The 16,651-nt window shown below is 63.5% G+C and carries 15 protein-coding genes and 1 other RNA gene; 3 read left to right on the top strand and 13 right to left on the bottom strand.

Translation table 11 applies throughout. From position 1 onward, the window contains the following. Window positions 1-332: 332 nt before the first annotated feature. From FRZ40_RS02810 to surE, 5 genes are read right to left on the bottom strand one after another with little or no spacing between them, the layout of a single operon-like run. Window positions 333-1,109: a 3'-5' exonuclease gene (locus FRZ40_RS02810; RefSeq protein ID WP_028365099.1), complete on the bottom strand. Its 777-nt coding sequence runs from the start codon at window positions 1,107-1,109 to the stop codon at window positions 333-335. 6 nt (window positions 1,110-1,115) lie between these two features. Beyond that, a complete protein-coding gene (rpoS, locus tag FRZ40_RS02805; protein ID WP_028365100.1) occupies window positions 1,116-2,210 on the bottom strand; it encodes an RNA polymerase sigma factor RpoS in 1,095 nt (364 codons plus the stop codon). 16 nt (window positions 2,211-2,226) lie between these two features. Continuing rightward, window positions 2,227-3,171, bottom strand: coding sequence for a peptidoglycan DD-metalloendopeptidase family protein (locus tag FRZ40_RS02800; protein ID WP_147233233.1), 945 nt, complete (start codon window positions 3,169-3,171; stop codon window positions 2,227-2,229). Between the two features lie 5 nt (window positions 3,172-3,176). Further along, on the bottom strand, window positions 3,177-4,235 hold the full coding sequence (locus FRZ40_RS02795) for a protein-L-isoaspartate(D-aspartate) O-methyltransferase (protein WP_028365102.1): 1,059 nt from the start codon (window positions 4,233-4,235) through the stop codon (window positions 3,177-3,179). Then, window positions 4,232-4,990: a 5'/3'-nucleotidase SurE gene (surE, locus tag FRZ40_RS02790; RefSeq protein ID WP_028365103.1), complete on the bottom strand. Its 759-nt coding sequence runs from the start codon at window positions 4,988-4,990 to the stop codon at window positions 4,232-4,234. Before surE ends, FRZ40_RS02795 begins: the two co-directional genes overlap by 4 nt. A gap of 268 nt (window positions 4,991-5,258) precedes the next feature. Here surE and FRZ40_RS02785 point away from each other — a divergent pair, with 268 nt between their 5' ends. Continuing rightward, entirely contained in the window at window positions 5,259-6,233 is a 975-nt protein-coding gene (locus tag FRZ40_RS02785; protein WP_147233231.1) for an NADPH:quinone oxidoreductase family protein, read from the top strand. Window positions 6,234-6,314: 81 nt separating this feature from the next. On the opposite strand, the gene FRZ40_RS02780 is transcribed toward FRZ40_RS02785, so the two are convergent. From FRZ40_RS02780 to ffs, 8 genes are all read right to left on the bottom strand, one after another. Continuing rightward, window positions 6,315-7,139 (bottom strand): ABC transporter permease, encoded by an 825-nt coding sequence (locus FRZ40_RS02780; RefSeq protein WP_147233229.1) that lies wholly within the window; start codon window positions 7,137-7,139, stop codon window positions 6,315-6,317. A 1-nt stretch (window position 7,140) separates the two neighbouring features. Further along, the gene (locus FRZ40_RS02775; RefSeq protein ID WP_147233228.1) at window positions 7,141-7,965 is read right to left on the bottom strand and encodes an ABC transporter ATP-binding protein; all 825 of its coding nucleotides are present in this window, start codon (window positions 7,963-7,965) and stop codon (window positions 7,141-7,143) included. 148 nt (window positions 7,966-8,113) lie between these two features. Next, entirely contained in the window at window positions 8,114-9,160 is a 1,047-nt protein-coding gene (locus FRZ40_RS02770; RefSeq protein ID WP_147233226.1) for an ABC transporter substrate-binding protein, read from the bottom strand. 86 nt (window positions 9,161-9,246) lie between these two features. Beyond that, window positions 9,247-10,479, bottom strand: a complete 1,233-nt coding sequence (locus FRZ40_RS02765) for a CaiB/BaiF CoA transferase family protein (RefSeq protein ID WP_147233224.1) — start codon at window positions 10,477-10,479, stop codon at window positions 9,247-9,249. Between the two features lie 54 nt (window positions 10,480-10,533). Then, window positions 10,534-11,130, bottom strand: coding sequence for a recombination mediator RecR (gene recR, locus FRZ40_RS02760; RefSeq protein ID WP_028365109.1), 597 nt, complete (start codon window positions 11,128-11,130; stop codon window positions 10,534-10,536). Between the two features lie 133 nt (window positions 11,131-11,263). Continuing rightward, window positions 11,264-11,590 (bottom strand): YbaB/EbfC family nucleoid-associated protein, encoded by a 327-nt coding sequence (locus FRZ40_RS02755; RefSeq protein ID WP_006048866.1) that lies wholly within the window; start codon window positions 11,588-11,590, stop codon window positions 11,264-11,266. A 58-nt stretch (window positions 11,591-11,648) separates the two neighbouring features. Further along, window positions 11,649-13,985 (bottom strand): DNA polymerase III subunit gamma/tau, encoded by a 2,337-nt coding sequence (dnaX, locus tag FRZ40_RS02750; RefSeq protein WP_147233222.1) that lies wholly within the window; start codon window positions 13,983-13,985, stop codon window positions 11,649-11,651. A 191-nt stretch (window positions 13,986-14,176) separates the two neighbouring features. After that, window positions 14,177-14,275, bottom strand: an RNA gene (gene ffs / locus FRZ40_RS02745) — signal recognition particle sRNA small type. A 433-nt stretch (window positions 14,276-14,708) separates the two neighbouring features. On the opposite strand from ffs, the gene trxA reads away from it, so the two are divergent. Next, window positions 14,709-15,035, top strand: coding sequence for a thioredoxin TrxA (gene trxA / locus FRZ40_RS02740; protein ID WP_007586494.1), 327 nt, complete (start codon window positions 14,709-14,711; stop codon window positions 15,033-15,035). A 300-nt stretch (window positions 15,036-15,335) separates the two neighbouring features. Beyond that, entirely contained in the window at window positions 15,336-16,598 is a 1,263-nt protein-coding gene (gene rho / locus FRZ40_RS02735) for a transcription termination factor Rho (protein WP_012400357.1), read from the top strand. Window positions 16,599-16,651 lie beyond the last annotated feature (53 nt).

Raw genomic sequence — 16,651 nt, 5'->3', positions numbered from 1 at the left:
CGACAACCTGCACACCGTTTGCCACCTGGGCTGCAAAGACGGTTCGCTGCCGCTGGCTGCGCTACGGGTGACTGGAGAGGGTCATGCGCCGGTCAAAGGCGCTGGCAACGGGCGTGGATTGGCCGTTGCCGCGTGGAGTGCGGGACCCGTTGGGGGCCCGCAGGCAACGACTAGAACTGGCGGTGTGAGCGGCTTTCTTTTGCCTACTTTTCTTTGCCGCGGCAAAGAAAAGTAGGTGCCGCCCCGCACAGGGGCAACGCATGCAGCGTCGATACGAAAACGCGGATGCAAGCCACGAAACCGCGACCGCCAGCGACAGCAAAAAAACAAAATCAATTATCGAACGCAGAGAGATACTCACCCCAGTGAGGCGCCGCCTCCTGCGCCAAGGAGTTCTTCACCAACGCAATCTCATCGGCATACTCCTCAGGCGAGAAACCCCCACGCATCAACTGAAACCTGCAATACAGCAGGTACGTATTGACGACATCCGTCTCACAGTAATTGCGAATCTCGTCGATCCGCCCCGCCTGAAACGCGTGCCACACCTGGCCGCCATCCATCCCGAGCTTGCCCGGAAAACCACACAGCTTGGCAAGCGCATCGAGCGGCGCATTCGCGCGCGCCTGATACATCGCCAGCACATCCATCAAGTCCGTGTGCCGCGAGTGATAGCGGCTGATGTAGTTGTTCCACTTGAAATCGCGATCGTCTTCGCCGAGATCCCAGTAGCGGTTCGCGCGGATGCCATTGACCAGCGCACGGTAATGCAGCACGGGTAGATCGAAGCCTCCCCCGTTCCATGACACGAGCTGCGGCGTGTACTTCTCGATGGTCCGGTAAAACGACTGCACGAGCGCCGCCTCGCCGTCCGACGGCGAGCCGAGCGAACGCACACGAAAGCCGTTGTTGTCGCGAAACACGCAGGAAATCGCCGCGACGCGCTGCAAGTGATGCGGCAGAAAATCGCTGCCCGTCTTTTCGCGCCGCGCCGCGAATGCGTGCTCGGCCACTTCTTCGTCGGACATCGTTGCGGGAAGACTTTCAAGCCGGCGAATGCCGGCGACATCGGGAATCGTCTCGATGTCGAAAACCAGAATGGGTGTCATCAGTTTCTAGAGAACGGCGTCCTTGCGCACGCCATTGGAAGCAAAGAAGCGCTTCAGACGCACCAGCGCCTCTTGCTGGATCTGGCGCACACGCTCGCGCGTGAGGCCCATTTCGTCGGCAAGTTCTTCGAGCGTGGCCGGTTCGATGTGATTCAGCCCGAAGCGGCGCTCGATCACATGCCGGTGCTTGTCCGACAGCCGCGCAAGCCACGCACGCGTCAGCGTCTCGAGTTCGCGATGCTGCACCTCGGCATCAGGCGACTGGCTCTGGTCGTCCGACAAAAGATCGAGCAAGCTGCTGGCAGGGTCGAGATCGAGCGGCGCGTCGAGCGACGCCGTGTGCTCGTTCAGCGCGAGGATATCGGTGACTTCGTCGGTGGTCTTGCCCGTCAGATACGCGATATCGTCGATACTCGCGTCGCGGCGCTCGGCCGCTTCGCCCGAATTCATCGAGTTCTTTTCGAGGTGGCGCTTCGCGCGCAGCACCTGGTTCAACTCGCGAATCACGTGCACAGGCAAACGCACCGTGCGTGCCTGGTTCATGATCGCGCGCTCGATACTCTGGCGGATCCACCACGTCGCGTACGTCGAGAAGCGAAAGCCGCGCGTCGGATCGAACTTCTCGATGGCATGCATCAGGCCGAGGTTGCCCTCTTCGATCAGATCGAGCAGCGGCACGCCGCGATTCAGATAGCCCTTCGCGATGCTGACCACGAGCCGGAGATTGCGCTCGATCATCACCTGACGGGCTTCGAATTCGCCTGCCTTGGCAAGACGCGAATAACGCTGCTCTTCCTCGACGGTGAGCAGCGGCTTCACGCTGATCCGGTTCAGATAGTGCTGGATCGTGTCGGCCGTGAGTTCGGCCTGCAGCAGCGCGCGAAAGTCGTCGGCGTCGGGCGGGGAATCGTTTGCGCCTTCGCGCGACTCGGATTCCTCTTCGCTACCCGACGCCCGTTCGTCGACGTCGTTGCCGTTGTCGAGATCGTCGACATTGTCGTCGTCGGCGTCGGAAGCGCCGGCGTCGTCCACCGAAACAGGCGTGGCACGGCTGAGGGACTCAGTCTCTGCTTGCGATGGGCGGCGCTTCGATTTCGGCATGGTCGTATCGCTTGGCTTATTGCGGCGGCAAATACTTCATTGGGTCGACAGGCTTACCCTGCCTGCGAACTTCGAAATGCAACATCACGCGGTCCGAATCACTGTTGCCCATTTCGGCGATCTTCTGCCCTTTGGTCACCGCGTCACCCTCTTTTACCATCAAAGCACGATTATGTGCATACGCTGTGAGATACGTTGCGTCATGTTTGATGATAATGAGATTGCCGTAACCGCGCAGCCCATTTCCTGCATAAACCACGCGACCATCAGCGGAAGCCTTTACCGCTTCGCCTGCCGACCCGCCGATGTTCACGCCTTTGTTCTTCGAATCATCAAAGCCGTTTAGCAGCGGACCGCGCACGGGCCATGCAAACGTCACGTTGCCATTCGCTGCCGTCGTGTCGCTGGCAGCGGGCGGCGTCACTGCGGGCGCAGCCGACGCGCCCGGTGCCGCACCGTAAATGGGCGGCTGGTTGGCCGCGCCCGCCGACGGTGCCGACGATGCACCCGGTGCGCCGTTGAGCGGCGCGCCCTGCACTGCGCCACCGCCGATCGGCGACGTCGCGACGCCCGGCACCAGCGGCGCACCGTTCGCGCCCGGCGGCGCCACGCGCAGCAACTGGTCGACTTCGATCTGGTTCGGGTTCGTCAGGTTGTTCCACGCGGCGATGTCGCGATAGTTTTGACCGTTTTCGAGCGCGATCCTATACAACGTATCGCCCGGCTTCACTCGGTAGTAGCCCGGAGGCGGCGGGCCGAGCGGCACGGGCGCCTGCGCGGCGGGCGCTGCGCCTGCCTGCGTGACGGTGCCGAGGTTGCCGGAGCGATCGACCACTGGCGCCTGATCGAGCCGCGTCGCACATGCGGCCAGGACGGACAGCATGGCCACGCAAACGCTGCGCTGAGCGACGGACAACGGGACATTCAGGCTGGTTCTTTGCATCGCGCGAAACATACTCATCGGGTTCAAATCACTCCGGATTTTAAGGGGACAAAGAAAACGCGATCAAGCCGCGATTCGCGCCACTGCGCGGGCCCCGTGCGCTCGACGAGCGTGAGCACCTGCGACTGTCCGTCCTGCGATCCGACGGGCGCCACGAGCCGCGCGCCGATGGCGAGCTGTTCGAGCAGCGCCTGCGGCACATCGAGTCCGGCCGCCGCGATCACGATGGCATCGAACGGCGCAGCCGCGGGCAAACCGATACGTCCGTCGCCGTAGTGCAGACGGATGTTCGGAATGCGCAGCGGGCGCAGGTTCGTCTTGGCGCGTTCGTAAAGCGGTTTGATGCGTTCAATCGAATACACGTCGCGCGCGACCTGGCTCAGCACTGCGGCCTGATAGCCGCAGCCCGTGCCGATTTCGAGCACGTTGTTGAGCGTGCGGCCCTGCGCCGCCAGCTCGATCATCCGCGCGACCACGGAAGGCTTCGAGATGGTCTGGTGATGGCCGATGGGCAGCGCGGCGTCCTCATACGCCTGGGTCGCGAGGCCGGGATCCACGAACATGTGGCGCGGCACCATCGCCATTGCATCCAGTACGCGAGGGTCTGTGACGCCATTTGCCCGCAGCCTTTCGACCATCCGCTCGCGCACGCGTTCGGATGTCAGCGTGTGCGCGCTCGTCAACGCGACGTTCGGCGCACCCGTGCGTTCGAACGACGCCGTCACGGGACGCGGCAACTGGTTGCGCGCGCCGTCGTTGCGGATCGTGGTCGCACTTTTCGTATTGACGATTCCGGACGCGGTTTTTGTAACGGGCTTGACGACGGCAGGCGTCCGCGTGGACGAGCCCGTCACTTTCGCGTTCGAATTGAGGGCGCGGCCCGCCTGCGCATTTGCGTTCGGCGCGGCCGGCTTAGGCGCGGCCGGCTTGGGCGCGACCGGCTTGGGCACGGCCAGCCTGGACACAGCCGGCTTGGCCGTTTTCGCGCCGCGCGCATCGCCTGCGCGCGCGTCGGCCCGGCGCGGCTCGCGCACCAGGTCTTCGAGTCCAAGCGGAAAGCGCTTTGCGCGCTCGCCGGTCATGAAGTCCCGCTCCCGGCGCGCACCCAGTCGCACGCCGTGGGCAGCATCGCCGTATCGGTCAGATCGAGCTGCAGCGGCGTGATCGACACGAAGCCGTTCGCCGCTGCATGGAAGTCGGTGCCTTCGCTGGCATCGCGCGCACTGCCCGACGGCCCGATCCAGTAGATCGGTTCGCCGCGCGGATTGGTCTGCCGGATCACCGGCTGCGACGGATGCCGCTTGCCGAGGCGCGTGATGCGCCATTCGCGCAGCTGCTCGTAAGGCAGGTTCGGAATGTTGACGTTCAGCAACGGGTGGCCGGGCAACGGACTTTCGAGATAATGCGCGACGATTTCCGCCGCGACCCGCGTCGCGTCTTCCAGGTGCACCCAGTCCTTGTCGACCAGCGAAAAGGCGATAGCGGGTACGCCGAACATGATGCCTTCCGTAGCCGCCGCGACGGTGCCCGAGTACAGCGTGTCCTCGCCCATGTTCTGGCCGTTGTTGATACCCGACACGACGAGATCGGGCGTATGGTCGAGCATGCCCGTCAACGCGATATGGACGGAGTCGGTCGGCGTGCCGTTCACGTAGTAGAAGCCATTGGCCGAGCGCAGCACCGACAGCGGACGCGACAGCGTCAGCGAATTCGATGCGCCGCTGCAATTCTGTTCGGGGGCCATCACGGTGACATCGGCGAGCGGCTTCAGCGCTTCGTAAAGCGCAGCAAGGCCTGGCGCCAGATAACCGTCGTCATTGCTGAGTAGGATTCGCATGCGGCGATTGTAACCGAGGAAACAAGGCACGCGAACGACACACGAAGCCCGTGCATGCCTATGCTTTCAAGCGCCCCGCGACGTGCTATGCACGGCATCGAAAGCGCACGGTCGTTCGCACCTGCATTACACTGGCCGACCGCGGGGGTTCGTCGCGTCACGTGCGTTGCGGAATGGATGCAACGGCTGGACACAACCCGGAAGCACGCTTATGAAGCGTGCATGAATCCTTGACGACTGTAACGCACACCTATCGATGGGAGACGCGATGCGCGCAATCCGCTGCAACCAGTACGGCCCGCCTGAAACCCTGAGCATCGAAGAGTTGCCCGATCTCCTGCCGCAAGCCGGCCAGGTCGCGATCGACGTGAAAGCGGCGAGCGTCAATTTTCCCGATGTGCTGATCATCCAGAACAAGTATCAGTTCAAGCCGCCCCTGCCCTTCACGCCCGGCGCGGAAGTGGCGGGCATCGTGCGCGCCGTCGGCGATGGCGTCACACAGTTCAGTCCCGGCATGCGCGTGGTCGCGTACACGCAACAAGGGGGGTTCGCCGAGCAGGCCGTCGCCGACGCAGCCGCCTGCGTGCCGCTGCCCGACGATGCCGATCTCGAAACAGCCGCGATCTTCACGCTCGCGTATGGCACGTCGCATCACGCGGTGGTCGATCGCGCGGCACTGAAAGCGGGCGAAACGATGCTCGTGCTCGGTGCGGCGGGCGGCGTCGGCCTCGCCGCCGTCGAAATCGGCAAGGCGCTCGGCGCGCGCGTGATCGCGGCGGCATCGAGCGACGAAAAACTCGCGACCTGCGTCGCGCACGGTGCGGACGCAACCATCAACTACGCGACGGAAGACCTCCGCGAATGCATCAAGGCGCTTACGGACGGCAATGGGCCAGACGTGATTTACGACCCCGTCGGCGGCAGCTATGCGGAGCCGGCCTTCCGCAGCATCGGCTGGCGCGGGCGTTATCTCGTGGTCGGCTTTGCGAACGGCGAAATTCCCAGGCTGCCGCTCAATCTCGCGCTGCTGAAAGGCGCGAGCATCGTCGGTGTGTTCTGGGGCGATTTTGCGCGGCGCGAGCCGCAGCGCAATGCGGCTGCGTTTCAGGAGATGCTCGGCTGGATACGCGCGGGCAAGCTCAAGCCGCTGGTGTCGGCGCGCTACCCGCTCGAAGACACACCGCGCGCGCTCAACGACATGGCGCAGCGCCGGGTGCTCGGCAAGATCGTCATCACGCCTTGAGCGTTAGCCAGCCCTGAACGTGAAAACGGCGCGTGGCCCCTGCGAGCTCGCGCGCCGCTTCGCATTCACCGTGAAGTGCAATCAGATTTTCTCTGTCTCGCCGCTCTTCGGTTGCCACTTCATCAGACGCTTCTCAAGCACACCAACGATCGCATCGAGAATCAGCGCAAAAGCCGTCAACACGAGAATCCCTGCGAACACGGTGTTGATGTCGAATGTGCCTTCGGCCTGCAGGATCAGATAGCCGACGCCGCGCGCCGAGCCCAGATACTCGCCGACCACCGAGCCGACGAACGCCAGCCCCACCGACGTGTGCAAGCTCGAAAACACCCAGCTCATCGCGCTCGGCAGATAGACGGCGCGCAGCAGCTGCTTGCGGCTCGCGCCGAGCATGCGCGCGTTCGCGAGCACGACGGGGCTCACTTCCTTCACGCCCTGATAGACGTTGAAGAACACGATGAAGAACACGAGCGTCACGCCGAGCGCGACCTTCGACCAGATGCCGAGCCCGAACCACACGCCGAAAATCGGCGCGAGAATCACGCGCGGCATCGAGTTCGCGGCCTTGATGTACGGATCGAATAGCGCGCTCGCGAGCGGCGACAGCGCGAGCCACAAACCGACGCCCAGCCCCAGCACCGTGCCGAGCGCGAACGCTAGCACCGTCTCGATCAGCGTGATCCACAGATGCAGATAAATCTCACCTGAAGCGAACCATTCCCAGATCCGCACCAGAACTTTCTGAGGCTCGCCGAAAAAGAACGCGGCCTTGTTCGGATCGTCGAAATAGAAGGCGGGCAAGAGCGTCGGGCTCGTCAGCACGTACCAGAGCACGAAGCACAATACGAGCAGCAGCCACTGCCAGATGGCGAGATTCGAGCGATTCGGGCGCCATGCTTTCCACATCTCAGTTGCCCTCCGGCGCGACGTTCAGTTGCTGTTGATAACCCTTGAGCACTTCGTCGCGCAGCACGCCCCAGATCTGCGCATGCAGTTCGACGAAGCGCGGATGCGTGCGCACTTCGGCGACGTCTCGCGGACGCGGCAGGTCGATCCTGAACTCGCCGATCGGCCGTGTGCCCGGCCCCGCCGACAACACGACGACGCGATCCGACATCGCGATCGCTTCGTCCAGATCGTGCGTGATGAACAGCACAGCCTTGCGCTTTGCCGCCCACAGATCGAGCAGTTCGTTTTCCATCAATTGGCGCGTCTGGATGTCGAGCGCGGAAAACGGCTCGTCCATCAGGATGATGTCGGGATCGAGAATCAGCGTCTGCGCCATCGCGACCCGCTTTCGCATGCCGCCCGACAACTGATGCGGATAACGGTCCCCGAAGCCGCCAAGGCCGACGCGCTTGAGCCATTCGTCGGCGCGTGCGCGGGCTTCCGCGCGCGGCACGTCGTGGAACGACAGCCCTGCCAGCACGTTGTCGAAGGCCGAACGCCATGGCATCAGCGCATCCGCCTGGAACATGTAGCCCGCGCGCCGGTTGATGCCCTTCAGCGTTTCGCCGAACACCGTCACCGCGCCGGACGACGGTTCGAGCAGCCCCGCGCCCACGTTCAGCAAGGTCGACTTGCCGCAGCCCGTCGGTCCAACCACGGACACGAACTCGCCCGGCGCGATGCGCAGCGTCGTGTCCTTGACTGCGGTGTAGCGCTGCCCGCGCTTCTCGCGCGACGCAAACGTGCAGGTGATGTTTTCGAGCGCCAGGGCGGCAACGGTCATCGTTCGGCTCGCTTCTTTCGATGCTTCGGTGGTTCGATGTGGGTGCGTCACGCTGATGCGTTCGTGGCACGCGCGCGAGCATGCCGCCAAATGCATGGCCGGGCGAGTCACACCCGGCACGGTTCGCGATTCCTGTCGTTAAGGCGTGTTACGCCTTAACGGTGGCGAGCGCTTTCTTCACGAAGTCGTTCGTCCATGCCTTCGACAGATCGATCGGCTTGCCCTTCACCGTTTCGTCGAATGCCTGCAGCGTCTTCAGCGACGTCGCGGGACCGTCGGCGGGCATCAGGCCGTCGGGCGACATGGCCTCTTTCACGTGCTGCCACGAGTCCAGATACAGCGCGCGATCGCCGAGCAGATACGACTCGGGCACGGTGTTGATCAGTTCGGTGCCCGTTGCCGTCTGCAGCCACTTGAGCGCGCGCACCATCGCGTTGGTCAGCGCCTGCGTGGTATTCGGATTCTTGCTGATGAACGATTGCGACGCGTACAGGCAACCGGCGGGCATATTGCCGCCGAACACGGTGTGCGTGTCGTTGAGCGTGCGCGTATCCGACACGACGCGGATTTCGCCCGAACGCTCGAGCTTGGTCATGACGGGATCGAGATTCGCGAGCGCGTCGACCTGTCCCGACTGCAGCGCGGCGATCGCACCCGCACCGGCGCCGACGCCGATAAACGACACGTCCTTCGCGGTCAGCCCGGCCTTCGCGAGCACGAAGCTGGCCATGATCGACGTCGACGAACCCGGCGCCGTCACACCGATCTTCTTGCCCTTCAGATCGGCGATCGACTTGTAGCCCGGCATGGTCTTCTTCGACACGGCGAGCACGATCTGCGGCGCGCGCCCTTGCAGCACGAATTCGCGGAAATACTGGTTCTTCGCCTGCAGCAGCAGCGTATGCTCGAACGCGCCGGACACGACGTCCGCGCTGCCGCCAACGGCCGCCTTCAACGCCTGCGAGCCGCCCGCGAAGTCGGAGATTTCCACTTCGAGCCCTTCGTCCTTGAAGAAATTGCGGCGCTCGGCAATGGTGAGCGGCAGATAGTAGAAAAGATTCTTGCCGCCGACGGCGATCGCGACTTTCGACGTCTCCAGCTTGTTCTGTGCGCTCTGTGCGAAAGCGAGCGGCGAGCCGGCGAGCGTTGCGCCCGCGAGTGCCGCCGAGCCTGCGAGAAAGCTTCTTCGTTGCATGGTCCTGTCTCCGTTTTTTGTTCTGTTGCGAGCTGTGCACCGTTTGTGCGCCCGTCTGCGCGCCGTAGCGCTAATTTGCCCGTGGGCTACACGATCTGTTGCGCGTGCAACCTCGCGATGTGGTCCGCATCATAACCCAGCGTTTGCAGAACTTCATCCGTATGTTCACCCAGTTCGGGCCCCAGCCAGCGCGTCTCACCGGGCGTTTCCGAGAGCTTCGGCGTGACGTTCGGCAGCGTGATGTCGCGGCCGTCCTGCCATTTGAACGTCTGGATCATCTGGCGCGCAACGTATTGCGGATCAGTAAACATGTCGGCGACGCTGTAGATGCGGCCCACGGGCACGTCGGCGGCGTTGAGCACGTCGAGCGCTTCGTCGATCATGCGGTCGGCGAGCCACGCTGCGATCGCGCCGTCGATTTCCTGCGTGCGCGGCACGCGGCCGTCGTTATGCGCGAGGGCGGGATCGTTGGCAAGATCGTCGCGGTCGATCGCGAGCATCAGCCGCCTGAAAATGGGATCGCTGTTGCCGCCGATCACGATGCTGCCGTCGCGGCACGGATAGGTATTGGACGGCACGATGCCCGGCAGCGACGCGCCCGTGCGTTCGCGCACCATGCCGTACACGCCGTATTCGGGCACCACGCTTTCCATCATGTTGAAGACGGCTTCGTAGAGCGCAACGTCGACGACCTGCCCTTTGCCGCCGTTCGCCTGCTTATGATGCAGCGCCATCAGCGCGCCGATCACGCCGTGCAGCGCGGCGATCGAATCGCCGATGGAAATGCCGATGCGCGGCGGCGGCAGATCCGGATAGCCCGTAATGTGCCGCAGCCCGCCCATTGACTCGGCGATCGCGCCGAAGCCCGGACGGTCGCGATACGGTCCCGTCTGCCCGTAGCCGGACAGGCGCACCATCACTAGGCCGGGGTTCTCCGCCGACAGCACGTCGTAGCCGAGCCCGAGCTTTTCGAGCAGGCCGGGCCGGAAATTCTCGACGACGATATCCGCTTCTTTTGCGAGCTTGCGGACGATTTCCTTGCCTTCGTCGGCCTTCAGATTGATCGTCACCGATTTCTTGTTGCGCGCCTGCACGGCCCACCACAGCGACGTGCCGCCCACTTCGGGATAGAGCTTGCGCCATTTGCGAAGCGGATCGCCGCCCTTCGGATCTTCGATCTTGATGACATCGGCGCCGAACTCGCCGAGAAAACGCGCGGCGAACGGGCCCGCGATCAGCGTGCCGAGTTCGAGCACCTTGACGCCCGCGAGCGGTCCTGCAGATCTGCCCGTCGGCGTGGTAGGGGTCGATGCGCTCATGTGTCTCCTGATCTTGTTGTGTCGGACAGACCGCGTTCGCCAGACGCCGAAGCGCTACATCGAACGCCTGTCGAGCATCGCGCGCGCGATCGTGCCCGCGTCGACATATTCGAGTTCGCCGCCGACGGGCACGCCGCGCGCCAGCCGCGTGACGGACAGGCCGCGCGCCTTCAGCGTCTGGCCGAGATAATGCGCGGTGGCTTCGCCTTCGTTGGTGAAGTTGGTCGCGAGCACGACTTCCTTGACGACGCCGTCCGTCGCGCGCTTCACGAGCCGGTCGAAATGGATTTCCTTCGGGCCGATGCCGTCGAGCGGGCTGAGGCGCCCCATCAGCACGAAATACAGGCCGCGCCAGGTCATCGTCTGTTCGAGCATGATCTGGTCGGCGGGTGTTTCGACGACGCACAGCAAGGTCGGATCGCGCTCGGTGTCGCTGCAGACCTCGCAGATCTGCGCTTCCGTGAAGGTGTTGCACTTCTCGCAGTGCTGCAGATGCTCGGTCGCGAACAGCAGCGAGCGGCCGAGCTTTTCGGCGCCGTCGCGGTCGTGCTGCATCAGGTGATACGCCATGCGCTGCGCGGACTTCGGACCGACGCCGGGCAGCGCGCGCAGCGCTTCGACGAGCGCCGACAAGGCGGAAGGTTGTTTCATGCTGGTACGGCGGCGTCGATGGAGACAGGTTGAATCGCGTCGTGTCGCTGCGCGCGAAAAGGCGCGCCGTCCGGCCGTGAACGGCCGGCGCGCGGACATGACCTCACGCCCGCGCGCGACACATGCTGCGCGATTAGAACGGCAGCTTGAAGCCCGGCGGCAGCGGCAGGCCGGACGTCATGCCGCCCATTTTTTCCTGCGCGGTAGCCTCGGCCTTGCGCACGGCATCGTTGAATGCAGCGGCAACGAGGTCTTCGAGCATGTCCTTGTCGTCGGCGAGCAGGCTCGGGTCGATCGACACGCGGCGCACATCGTTCTTGCAGGTCATCGTCACCTTGACGAGGCCTGCGCCCGACTGCCCCTCGACTTCGATCTGCGCGAGTTGCTCCTGCATCTTCTTCATGTTTTCCTGCATCTGCTGGGCCTGCTTCATCAGCCCGGCGAGTTGGCCTTTCATCATGGACTTGCTCCTTCGTGATAGTTAATTCGGTTGGGCGCGATGGCGGCGCGCGCGGATATCAGTGGGCCGCGCTCTGGCCGCCTTCGCCGCCCGGCATCAGCGGACGAACCGAGCCCGGCACGATGCTCGCACCGAACTCGCGGATCAGCGACTGCACGAACGGATCGGCACCGATCTCGCGTTCGGCTTCCTGCTGACGTTTGGCGCGCTCGATCGAATCGAGGACGGCGCCCGTGCGTTTCACGGGGCCGACTTCGACCTGCACGTCGATCTCGCTGCCCAGGCGCTCGGCGAGCGCCGCCTTGAGCTTCGCGATCTGCGCGGGCTCGGTGTACAGCTGGACCGCGACGTTGAGTTTCAGTGTCTTGCCGTTGACGGCCATCAGCTCGCTGTTGAAGGCGAGCTGATACGAGATGCCCTTGAGCGGCAGCGTGACGGCGAGCGCCGGCCAGTCGCCGTCGAAGCCGATGGCGTCGAGCGGCACGGCAGGCGGCAGCGTGCGGATATCGACGACGGGCGCAGGCGCGGGCGCGGCCGCCTGACTCCGGCCAACGAGCATGTCGTCGGGACCGCTGTCGAAGACGGGCACGAAGCTGTCGTCGGGCGGCGCAAAGAATGCGTCGTCCGAGGATGCCGGCATGTAGTCGTCGGGCGGAATGTCTTCCCACGGCGGAACGGCCGATGCGCCTTGCGGCTGCGCGGGACGAGAAGCGGGTGCGCGCACAGCGCTGTCCTGTTGCGCGGCGGCTGCGGCGCGGCGTGCGGGATCAGGCGTCGGCACGCGCACGGCGACGCGCGGCGCGGCCGGTTTGGCGGGCGCTGCGGGTGCTACCGCTGCGACAGGTGTAGATGCAGCCGAACGGCCACGATCCGTCGAAACCTTCATGCCCGCACTACGCAATACGTCGAGCGCTGCGCTCGCGCCGCCTGCGCGACGCGGGGCGGCTGCAGGCGGCACGGGCGTCTCGTCTTGCGGCGCAGCTTTTTCTTCTGGCTCGGACACCTGTGCGTTCGCGCCCGATTCGACCGAGGATAACGGCGTCACCTCTGCATCGACAGGCGCTGCTTCGATATCCGGCGCAACGGGATCCGCAGGCGCAGACACCTCGCGGACGGCTTGGGGCTGAACGGGCGCGAGTTCAGGCTTTGCCACCGGCGCAACGCGCGGCGCTGCCGCGACGGATGGCGCAGCCGGCTCGCTCGCGCGAGCTTGCGGTGCGGCTGCAACGGGCGCACCCGTGCGCTTTGCGCCCGCCGCCGGCACGGTCGAACGTCCAGCCGGCGTCACGCCACCGCCTCCGCCGCCATTCGGCGCGGGTTCGAACGCGAGCATGCGCAGCAGCGTCATCGTGAAACCGGCGTATTCGTCGGGCGCGAGACCCAGCTCGCTTCGGCCGATCGTTGCGATCTGATAGAACAGCTGAACCTGCTCGGGATTCAGCGCGTCTGCGAAACGGCGCAGATCGGCGGCTTCCGGCCACTCTTCGAGCACCGACGACGGTGAGAATTGCGCCCACGCAATCTTGTGCAACAGGCTCGCCAGATCCTGCAGCGCCGTCGAGAACGACAGGCTGCGCAAAGCCATTTCGTCGGCCACGGACAGCACGGCTGTACCGTCGCCCGCGACGAGCGCATCGAGCAAGCGGATCAGATAACTTTGATCGAGCGCGCCGAGCATGCCGCGTACGGCTTCTTCCGTCACCTGGTTCGCCGAATACGCAATAGCCTGATCGGTCAGCGACAGCGCATCGCGCATCGAGCCGTCCGCGGCGCGCGCGAGCAGGCGCAGCGCCTGCGCTTCATGCGGAATGTTCTCTTCGCCGAGAATGCGCTCGAGATGCGACACGATATGCCCTGCCGGCATCTGCTTCAGGTTGAACTGAAGACAGCGCGAGAGCACTGTGACAGGAATCTTTTGCGGATCGGTCGTGGCGAGGATGAACTTGACGTGCGCCGGCGGCTCTTCCAGCGTCTTCAACATCGCGTTGAACGCGTGGTTCGTCAGCATGTGCACTTCGTCGATCATATAGACCTTGAAGCGCGCATCGACGGGCGCATACACGGCACGCTCCAGCAGCGCGGCCATTTCGTCGACGCCGCGATTGCTCGCCGCGTCCATCTCGACGTAATCGACGAAGCGCCCTTCATCGATCTCGCGACACGCGCGACACACGCCGCAAGGCGTGGCCGTGACGCCCGTCTCGCAGTTGAGCGCCTTCGCGAAGATCCGCGACAGCGTCGTCTTGCCGACGCCCCGCGTGCCCGTAAACAGATAGGCGTGATGCAGACGGCCGCCGTCAAGCGCGTGCGTGAGCGCGCGCACCACGTGCTCCTGTCCGACGAGCGAAGCGAAATCCTTCGGCCGCCATTTGCGTGCGAGAACTTGATAGGTCATCCGGAAATTGTATCAGCAACGCTGACGCGAAAAGACGAATCGATCGCGTGCCCGCGCGAGGCGCGACAACGCTTTGACGGATCATTGAATTTCGCTACGGAGGCGATAGATGAACGCCGCGTTTCGAACGACGCTGAGCAAGAATGAAACCGGGGAGTAAGACAGAAATGAAGCAGAAAACAAGAAAGGAAGGTGACGAGCCCGACCCTCGGCACTGGCGGAAAACGGCTGTGGCTGCTTCGTTCCCGACCTGACCAGGTTGACCGCCCCTCCATGCGAGGAGGCCCGTCACGACACATTCTAACATCGCTGGATGCGCCACGCGAGAGGCTCACGGAGAAAAGCTGAAGAAAAGCTGCTCGAGCCTTCACGGCCACCCTCTTGTGTTCGCGCTCACGAACTCCAGATACGTGTCGTCACGAGGAAGCCACCGCGCTCCGCATGCAGGAAGACATCAGGCCCAGCACGCACGGCGCGGCACGAAACCCTACTGTCGGAATGCGTACTATCACGACGGGCAACGCATAGCAATTTAGGCTAAACTGACGTTCAAGTGATCCGCAAAGCCAAGCCAGTCCGCCCTCTCGAAGGTGTCCCCACGATACTTCCCGCGTCGGCTTCCATGGTTTGTCCTGTGGCAAAGCGAACGGTAGGTTTTCTGATTTTGTTGTATCGTGGCGGGCATTCAAAGCAGGCCTCGAACCGAAAGAGGTATTCACACAAATGAGCGAACACATCAAGCATATTAGCGACGCGTCGTTTGAACAGGACGTCGTCAAATCCGACAAACCCGTGCTGCTCGACTTCTGGGCAGAATGGTGCGGCCCGTGCAAGATGATCGCGCCGATCCTCGACGAAGTGGCGAAGGACTACGCCGATCGCCTGCAGATCGCCAAGATCAATGTCGACGAACATCAGTCCACGCCCGTCAAGTTCGGCGTGCGCGGCATCCCCACGCTGATCCTCTTCAAGAACGGCGCAGTCGCGGCGCAGAAGGTCGGCGCATTGTCGAAGTCGCAGCTCACCGCGTTCCTCGACGGCAACCTCTGATTCGCATACGCGGTTAGCGCGCAGAGACTGCGCGCTGCCCGGCTCGCCGCATTGCTTCGCGCAGTGCTTCGATGTGTCATGAAGTCGGGCATCGAGCGAGCCGCATGATTCTTGTTGTCGGCGGACAACATTGACAACAAGAATCATGCGCCGACACGAACCGGCCGCGCAGGCTGGTTTTGGCGTGTGCTATGCTAGAATCCATAAAACGTCTAAAAGACGAGTAAGTCCTTGAGCGGTTCCGCTCACTTCTCCTCCCAGATTTCATTTCAGGTCGCACCTTCTCTGCGGGTTCTCCGTATGCATTTATCCGAGCTTAAGACTCTGCACGTGTCCCAATTGATCGAGATGGCCAATGGCCTCGAGATCGAAAGTGCCAACCGCCTGCGCAAGCAGGAGTTGATGTTCGCCATTCTAAAAAAACGCGCCAAAACGGGCGAAACCATCTTCGGTGACGGCACGCTCGAAGTGCTGCCGGACGGCTTCGGTTTCCTGCGTTCGCCTGAAACCTCGTATCTCGCGAGTACGGACGACATCTATATCAGTCCGTCGCAGATTCGCCGCTTCAACCTGCATACGGGCGACACGATCGAAGGCGAAGTCCGCACGCCGAAGGACGGCGAGCGCTACTTCGCGCTGGTGAAGGTCGACAAGGTCAACGGCCAGCCGCCGGAAGCCTCGAAGCACAAGATCATGTTCGAGAACCTGACGCCGCTGCACCCGAACAAGGTGCTGCTGCTCGAACGTGAAATGCGTGGCGAAGAGAATGTCACGGGCCGCATCATCGACATGATCGCGCCCATCGGCAAAGGCCAGCGCGGTCTGCTCGTCGCGTCGCCGAAGTCCGGCAAGACCGTGATGCTTCAGCACATCGCGCATGCGATCAAGCAGAACCATCCGGACGTAATCCTGTTCGTGCTGCTGATCGACGAACGTCCTGAAGAAGTGACGGAAATGCAGCGCTCGGTGGCGGGCGAAGTGATCGCCTCGACCTTCGACGAACCGGCCGCGCGTCACGTGCAGGTCGCCGAAATGGTGATCGAAAAAGCCAAGCGCCTCGTCGAAATGAAGAACGACGTCGTGATTCTGCTCGACTCGATCACGCGTCTCGCGCGTGCGTACAACACGGTCGTGCCGGCATCGGGCAAGGTGCTGACGGGCGGTGTCGACGCGAACGCGCTGCAACGTCCGAAGCGCTTCTTCGGCGCGGCGCGCAACATCGAGGAAGGCGGCTCGCTGACCATCATCGGCACGGCCCTGATCGAAACGGGCAGCCGCATGGACGACGTGATCTACGAAGAGTTCAAGGGCACGGGCAACATGGAAGTGCACCTCGAGCGCCGTCTCGCGGAAAAGCGTGTCTATCCGTCGATCAACCTGAACAAGTCCGGCACGCGTCGCGAAGAACTGCTGATCAAGCCCGAGATCCTGCAAAAGATCTGGGTGCTGCGCAAGTTCATCCACGACATGGACGAAGTCGAAGCGATGGAATTCCTGCTCGACAAGATCCGCCAGACGAAGAACAACGCCGAGTTCTTCGACATGATGCGTCGCGGCGGCTAAGCGCCCCGCTACGGTTCATCCGCGAAAACGCCCGCTGGAATGCGGGCGTTTTT

This window comes from Paraburkholderia azotifigens (genome assembly GCF_007995085.1).
GTDB lineage: Bacteria > Pseudomonadota > Gammaproteobacteria > Burkholderiales > Burkholderiaceae > Paraburkholderia > Paraburkholderia azotifigens.
Note: the sequence above shows the minus strand (reverse complement) of the source record. Positions and strands in the feature narration are given on the sequence as shown.